This is a genomic window from Rhodococcus sp. P14, assembly GCF_000256505.1.
Lineage (GTDB): Bacteria > Actinomycetota > Actinomycetes > Mycobacteriales > Mycobacteriaceae > Rhodococcus > Rhodococcus ruber.
The window spans coordinates 1-5,608 of record NZ_AJFC01000012.1 but is presented as its reverse complement, the minus strand read 5'-3'; the positions used below and the strand labels follow the sequence as shown (position 1 = coordinate 5,608).

Below are 5,608 nucleotides of genomic sequence, written 5' to 3'. Positions count from 1 at the left end.
GGGGGGGGGGGGGGGGGGGGGAGCCGATCCGGCGGTGCAACCTCTTGCGGTCAGCGCCGGGTTCGTTGCCGCCCCCGACCCGGGCGACGTCCAGCTGACCACCATCGTCCGCAAGCTCGGGAAGCAGGTCGGGCTCGTCGACGTGGAGCTCTCGCAGGGCGATCGGGTCGCGGTCCGTGCCTCGGTGACGCTCGGTCGGCCCGACACCGGCGAGCCGCGATACACCACTGCCCATCCGGTGGCCGAACTGTCGGTGCAGCCGCCCGCGGACGCGCCGCTGATCGGCCCCGGCCACCCGATGGCCCAGGTGGTGAACCTGTGCGGGGGCGCCGACCTCGTGGTGGACGAGACCAGTGCCCGTTTCCTCGCGGGAGAGCAGGGTGAACCGGTGGTGCGGATGTGGGCGCGGCCGTGGCCGGGGGACGAGGCCGACGTCGACACCGCCGCGCTGTTCGCGCTCATGGCCGGGGACATCTCGGCTCCGGTCACCATGAACCGGGGCCTGTTCGGCTGGGCGCCGACCGTGCAGCTCACCGCGTACCTGCGGCGACTGCCGGCGCCCGGCTGGCTGCGGATCATGGCCGACAGCACGGTCCTGGGCAACGCCTGGTTCGAGGAGGACCACACCGTCGTCGATGCCACCGGCTCCGTCGTCGTGCAGAGCCGTCAGCTCGCCATGGTCCCGCGCTGATCGTCGGGGCGATGCGGGCCCCGGCAGCGGCCGTGGCAGGCTGTTGCCCATGACGAGAATTGCGGTGATCGGCGGCGGCAGGATCGGTGAGGCGCTGGTCTCGGGGCTGCTGCAGAGTGGATTCGCGACCAAGGATCTGGTGGTCGTCGAGAAGTTCCCGGCGCGGAGCGAGGAGCTCACCGCCGAGTACTCGATCCGGGTCACCGACTCGATCGCCGACGCGGCCGAAGGTGCGGACGTGCTGGTGATCGCGGTCAAGCCGGGCGACGTCGACGTCGTGCTCGCCGATCTGGGCAAGGCAGACCTCGACAGCGAACGCGAGAAGCTGCTGATGTCGCTGGTCGCCGGCGTGCCCACGTCCCGGTACGAGAACCGGCTGCCGGCCGGATCGCCGGTTGTGCGCGTCATGCCCAACACCCCGATGCTGGTGGGGGAGGGCGCGAGCGTGATCGCCGCCGGCCGGCACGTCAAGCCCGACCACCTGGCGCTGGCACGTGAGGTCCTGGAGTCGGTGGGGACCGTGACGGTGGTTCCCGAGTCCCAGATCGACGCGGTGACCGCTGTGTCCGGTTCCGGTCCGGCATATTTCTTCCTCGTCGCCGAGGCGATGATCGACGCGGGCGTCGCCCTGGGACTGACGCGGGCGACGACGACCGAGCTCGTGGTGCAGACGATGACCGGCTCGGCGGCCATGCTCGCCCGGTCGGGGGAGAACGCCGCCGACCTGCGCGCGGCGGTGACATCGCCGGGTGGAACCACCGCGGCGGCGATCCGGGAACTCGAGCGCGGCGGCGTGCGGACGGCGTTCTACGAGGCCCTCGCGGCCGCCCGGGACCGCTCTGCGGCACTCGGTTCGTCCGCCGATTGAGGAAATTGGTCGTCCGCATCGTCGCACGGGAACCATTGGTCACGCTAAGCTCGATTGAGCACGTGCGTGTCTGTTCCGCCGGAGGGGAAGCCGGCGGCGCGGGACGTGCCGGAGGTGTGTAATGGTATCTGGAAGCAAACCGTCGAAGGGTCAACCCGAGGACGGTCAGTCGGTTCTCTCCGGCACCCAGTTCCTCACCGTCGCCGAAGTGGCGGCGCTGATGCGGGTGTCGAAGATGACCGTGTACAGGCTGGTGCACAGCGGGGAACTGCCCGCCGTGCGAGTGGGACGTTCGTTCCGGGTGCACGCCAAGGCCGTGCACGATTACCTGGAAACGTCCTACTTCGACGTCGGCTGAGCGGTCGACGGCCGCAATCGGAGCCCGGAGCGGACCTCGGTTTCACTACTCGAAACCCGCCCCGGTACGATTGCTTGTCGTCGTACCGGCCACCCGGTGTCGTGAGGCGCTGAGCTCGTCACCACGCGGCCCAGCGTCGACTACAGGCGTACGTCACCGGCGTGCGCGCAGGAACGCTAGAGAGAACGTGAGGGAAACCCAGATGGGTTCTGTGATCAAGAAGCGCCGCAAGCGCATGTCGAAGAAGAAGCACCGTAAGCTGCTCCGCCGCACCCGAGTGCAGCGTCGTAAACTCGGCAAGTAGATCGATTCCCCGATGCCCGTCACCCGTGTGGTGGCGGGCATCGAGCGTCTGTGCCGACGGCCCGTCACGAGGTCGTCCGCGGAACGCCCGATCCGGGTGGTATGCGGAGTCCGGGTGGCTGAGGACGAACGTCCCGCCTCCGGGTCTTTCCAGTGATCGGTTACGCCGGTGTAATGCTTTGTTGCGAGAGTCACCGTATCGTGAGAGACCGGAGTGACAGCAGGGGGTGAGTGGGTGAGTTCGGAGATCGACGGCATCGACCCGCCGAGGGTGGCTCTGGTCACCGGCGCGAGCCGATTCCTCGGCGGGGACCTGGTCACCCGTCTGGCCCAGCACCCGGACGTCGAACGCGTCATCGCGGTCGACACCCAGTCGCCCACCAAGGACATGCTGCGGCGCATGGGCCGCGCCGAGTTCGTGCTCGCCGACATCCGCAACCCCCTCATCGGCAAGGTCATCCGGAACATGGACGTCGACACCGTCGTCCACACGTCCACCCTCACCAAGGCGCCGAAGTCCGGCAGTCGCGCCGCCATGAAGGACATGAACGTCCTCGGCGCGATGCAGTTGTTCGCCGTGTGCCAGAAGACCCCGTCCGTGCGACGCGTCGTGCTGCGCTCGTCGTCGGTGGTGTACGGATCGAGCGCGAAGGACCCCGCGAAGTTCACCGAGGAGATGAGCGCGCGCCGCCGTCCGACCGGCGCCTTCGCCCGCGACATGATCGAGGTCGAGGGCTACCTGCGCGGGATGGCACGCCGGCGGCCGGACATCGCGGCGACGATCCTGCGCCTGGCCCCGACGGTGGGCAACCACCTGCCCGGCTCCGTCTCGCGATACCTCACCTCCCCGATCGTGCCCACCATTCTCGGCCGCGATGCCCGGTTGCAGTTGCTGCACGAGGAGGATGCGCTCTCGGCGCTCGAGCGAGCCACCGTCGCCGGCCAGTCCGGGACCTACAACGTCGCCGGGGACGGCATCGTGATGATGTCGCAGGCCGTGCGGCGGGCCGGCGGACTGACCGTGCCGATGCCCTACGGCTTGTTCCGCACCGTCGGGCAGGCGCTGATGGGGCCGGTGATGAAGTCGTTCAACAAGGAAGAACTCGACTACTTCCACTTCGGGCGCGGGCTGGACACCACGCGGATGCGCACCGAACTCGGCTTCGAGCCGAGGTGGACCACGAGGCAGGCCCTCGACGACTACGCTCGCAGCGTCGGGCTGCGGCAGGTCGTCAGGACGGAATGGGTCGATCGAACCGAGTCGATCCTGCTCTCGGCGCTCGGAGAGCGAATGGAGGCGCGATGACAGAAGTGGCCAAGGTGATTCCACTCCACGGGGGAGCGGGGTCGGCACGACGGGCGGGGGCACGCCCGGGCGCCGGTTCCGGTCACCCGTCGACGTACGGCTCCCCGATCCCACCCGAACCGCCCGCGGCGCCGGTGCAGGAGACGGCGGCGGACGGGTTCCTCGACGACCTGCGGCACAAACTGGTCGGGCAGATCACCGGCACCGCCGAGTTCCTGCGGCGACGGATCACCGGCGACTACGAGGTGGACGACTTCGGCTTCGACCCGCATTTCACCGACAACGTCCTGCTGCCGGCGCTGCGGCCGCTGTTCGAGAAGTGGTTCCGTGTCGAAGTGCGGGGCATCGAGAACATCCCGGCCGACGGGCGCGCGCTGATCGTCGCCAACCATGCCGGCACCTTGCCCGTGGACGCATTGATGACCTCCGTCGCGGTGCACGACCTCGCCCACCGTCCCCTGCGCATGCTCGCCGCCGACCTCGCCTTCGGTATGCCGGTCGTCGGCAGCGTCACCCGCAAGGCGGGGCACACCCTCGCGTGCCATCCGGACGCCGAGCGGCTCCTGCGCGAGGATCAGGGGGTCGCGGTGTTCCCCGAGGGGTACAAGGGTCTCGGCAAGCCGTTCAGCGAACGCTACAAGCTGCAGCGGTTCGGGCGCGGGGGCTTCGTCTCGGCTGCGCTCCAGACGAAGGCACCGATCGTGCCCTGCTCGATCGTGGGTTCGGAGGAGATCTACCCGAAGATCGCCGACCTGACGTCCATCGCCCGGCTCCTCGGTCTTCCGTACTTCCCGATCACCCCGTTGTTCCCGGCCCTAGGCCCGCTGGGCATCGTGCCGCTGCCCTCGAAGTGGTACATCGAGTTCGGTAGTCCGATCGCCACCGACGTCTACGACGATGCCGCGGTGGAGGATCCGATGGTGTTGTTCGAGGTGACCGACCACGTGCGGGAGACCATCCAGCAGACGCTGTACCGGTTGCTCACCAAACGGCGCAACGTATTCCTCGGTTGAGTCCGGCCGTCACGCCGCGGAGTCGCGGCGACGGCCGAGAGCGGCGGCGAGCGCGCCCCCCGCGGCACCGAGAGCCAGCGCCGTCGGAACGCCGATGCGCGCCGCCTTGCGGGCCGTGCGGAAATCCCGGATCTCCCACCCCCGGGTCTTCGCGAGTTCCCGCAGGTCGGCGTCGGGGTTGACGGCGACCGGCGTGCCGACGAGCGAGAGCATGGGTATGTCGTTGTGGCTGTCGGAGTACGCCGTGCAGCGCTTGAGGTTCAGTCCCTCGCGGATCGCCAGGGCCCGCACCGCGTGGGCCTTGCCCAGGCCGTGCAGGATGTCGCCGACGAGACGGCCGGTGAACACGCCGTCCTGCGACTCGGCGACGGTGCCGAGGGCGCCGGTCAGACCGAGGCGCTCGGCGATGACATTCGCCAGTTCGACCGGGGTGGCGGTCACCAGCCACACCTGCTGCCCGGCGTCGAGGTGCATCTGCGCCAGCGCGCGAGTGCCGGGCCAGATCTTGTCCGCGATGATCTCGTCGTAGATCTCCTCGCCGAGGCGGGCCAGCTCCGCCGTGGACCGGCCGGCGACGAACGACAGCGCCTTCTCGCGGCCGCTGGCGACGTCGTCCGAGTTCTCCTTGCCGGTGACCCGGAACTTGACCTGCTGCCAGGCGAACTCGGCCAGGTCGGACTTGGTGAAGTAGTCGCGGGCGGCGAGTCCGCGCGCGAAGTGGATGATCGACGCGCCCTGCACCATCGTGTTGTCGACGTCGAAGAACGCGGCCGCGGTCAGATCCTGCGGAACGGGAGTCGTCGAGATGCCGACGGGCTCGGCTTCGGTGCGGGCCTCCTGCAGGGCGAGCGCGGCATCGGCACTCGCCTGTCCGGCGAGGTTCGCGCGGACCTCGGCCTCGCTGGGGCCGAACTTGCTCCACAGCCGGCGCCGGCCCGGCCGGATCAGACCGGCCAGGGTCTCGCTGACGCGACCGGCCAGGTTCTCGCCGAATCCCCAGCCGTGTGGCACTGGACGTTCCGGCACCTGCACCTCCCTGTTGCGCGACGGCCGTGCCGTCGAGTGCTGC

General features: G+C 69.5%; 7 protein-coding genes. 6 read left to right on the top strand and 1 reads right to left on the bottom strand.

What is annotated here, in order from left to right:
- The 6 genes from OEY_RS0100990 to OEY_RS0100965 form a co-directional block, all read left to right on the top strand.
- A partial coding sequence (locus tag OEY_RS0100990; RefSeq protein WP_029539842.1) for a thioesterase family protein occupies positions 1-691 on the top strand: 691 nt, incomplete at its 5' end.
- A gap of 49 nt (positions 692-740) precedes the next feature.
- The gene (proC, locus tag OEY_RS0100985) at positions 741-1,559 is read left to right on the top strand and encodes a pyrroline-5-carboxylate reductase (protein ID WP_026137606.1); all 819 of its coding nucleotides are present in this window, start codon (positions 741-743) and stop codon (positions 1,557-1,559) included.
- A 121-nt stretch (positions 1,560-1,680) separates the two neighbouring features.
- A complete protein-coding gene (locus OEY_RS0100980; RefSeq protein ID WP_003937551.1) occupies positions 1,681-1,917 on the top strand; it encodes a helix-turn-helix domain-containing protein in 237 nt (78 codons plus the stop codon).
- Positions 1,918-2,119: 202 nt separating this feature from the next.
- Complete coding sequence (locus OEY_RS29585; RefSeq protein ID WP_003402602.1) at positions 2,120-2,221, top strand: 30S ribosomal protein bS22; 102 nt, start codon at positions 2,120-2,122, stop codon at positions 2,219-2,221.
- 234 nt (positions 2,222-2,455) lie between these two features.
- Positions 2,456-3,526 carry an NAD-dependent epimerase/dehydratase family protein gene (locus tag OEY_RS0100970; RefSeq protein ID WP_010592082.1) on the top strand — a complete coding sequence of 357 codons (1,071 nt, stop codon included), beginning with the start codon at positions 2,456-2,458 and terminating at the stop codon, positions 3,524-3,526.
- On the top strand, positions 3,523-4,539 hold the full coding sequence (locus tag OEY_RS0100965) for a lysophospholipid acyltransferase family protein (protein ID WP_029539840.1): 1,017 nt from the start codon (positions 3,523-3,525) through the stop codon (positions 4,537-4,539). Before OEY_RS0100970 ends, OEY_RS0100965 begins: the two co-directional genes overlap by 4 nt.
- Positions 4,540-4,548: 9 nt before the next feature.
- Here the strand turns inward: OEY_RS0100965 and OEY_RS0100960 are convergent, their stop codons facing one another.
- Positions 4,549-5,565, bottom strand: a complete 1,017-nt coding sequence (locus OEY_RS0100960) for an HAD family hydrolase (RefSeq protein WP_029539839.1) — start codon at positions 5,563-5,565, stop codon at positions 4,549-4,551.
- Positions 5,566-5,608: the final 43 nt, after the last annotated feature.

What these genes read in the sequence shown, in the direction of transcription:
- proC (WP_026137606.1), top strand. Translation starts at nt 741, where the DNA reads ATGACGAGAATTGCGGTGATCGGCGGCGGCAGGATCGGTGAGGCGCTG.
- OEY_RS0100980 (WP_003937551.1), top strand. Translation starts at nt 1,681, where the DNA reads ATGGTATCTGGAAGCAAACCGTCGAAGGGTCAACCCGAGGACGGTCAG.
- OEY_RS29585 (WP_003402602.1), top strand. Translation starts at nt 2,120, where the DNA reads ATGGGTTCTGTGATCAAGAAGCGCCGCAAGCGCATGTCGAAGAAGAAG.
- OEY_RS0100965 (WP_029539840.1), top strand. Translation starts at nt 3,523, where the DNA reads ATGACAGAAGTGGCCAAGGTGATTCCACTCCACGGGGGAGCGGGGTCG.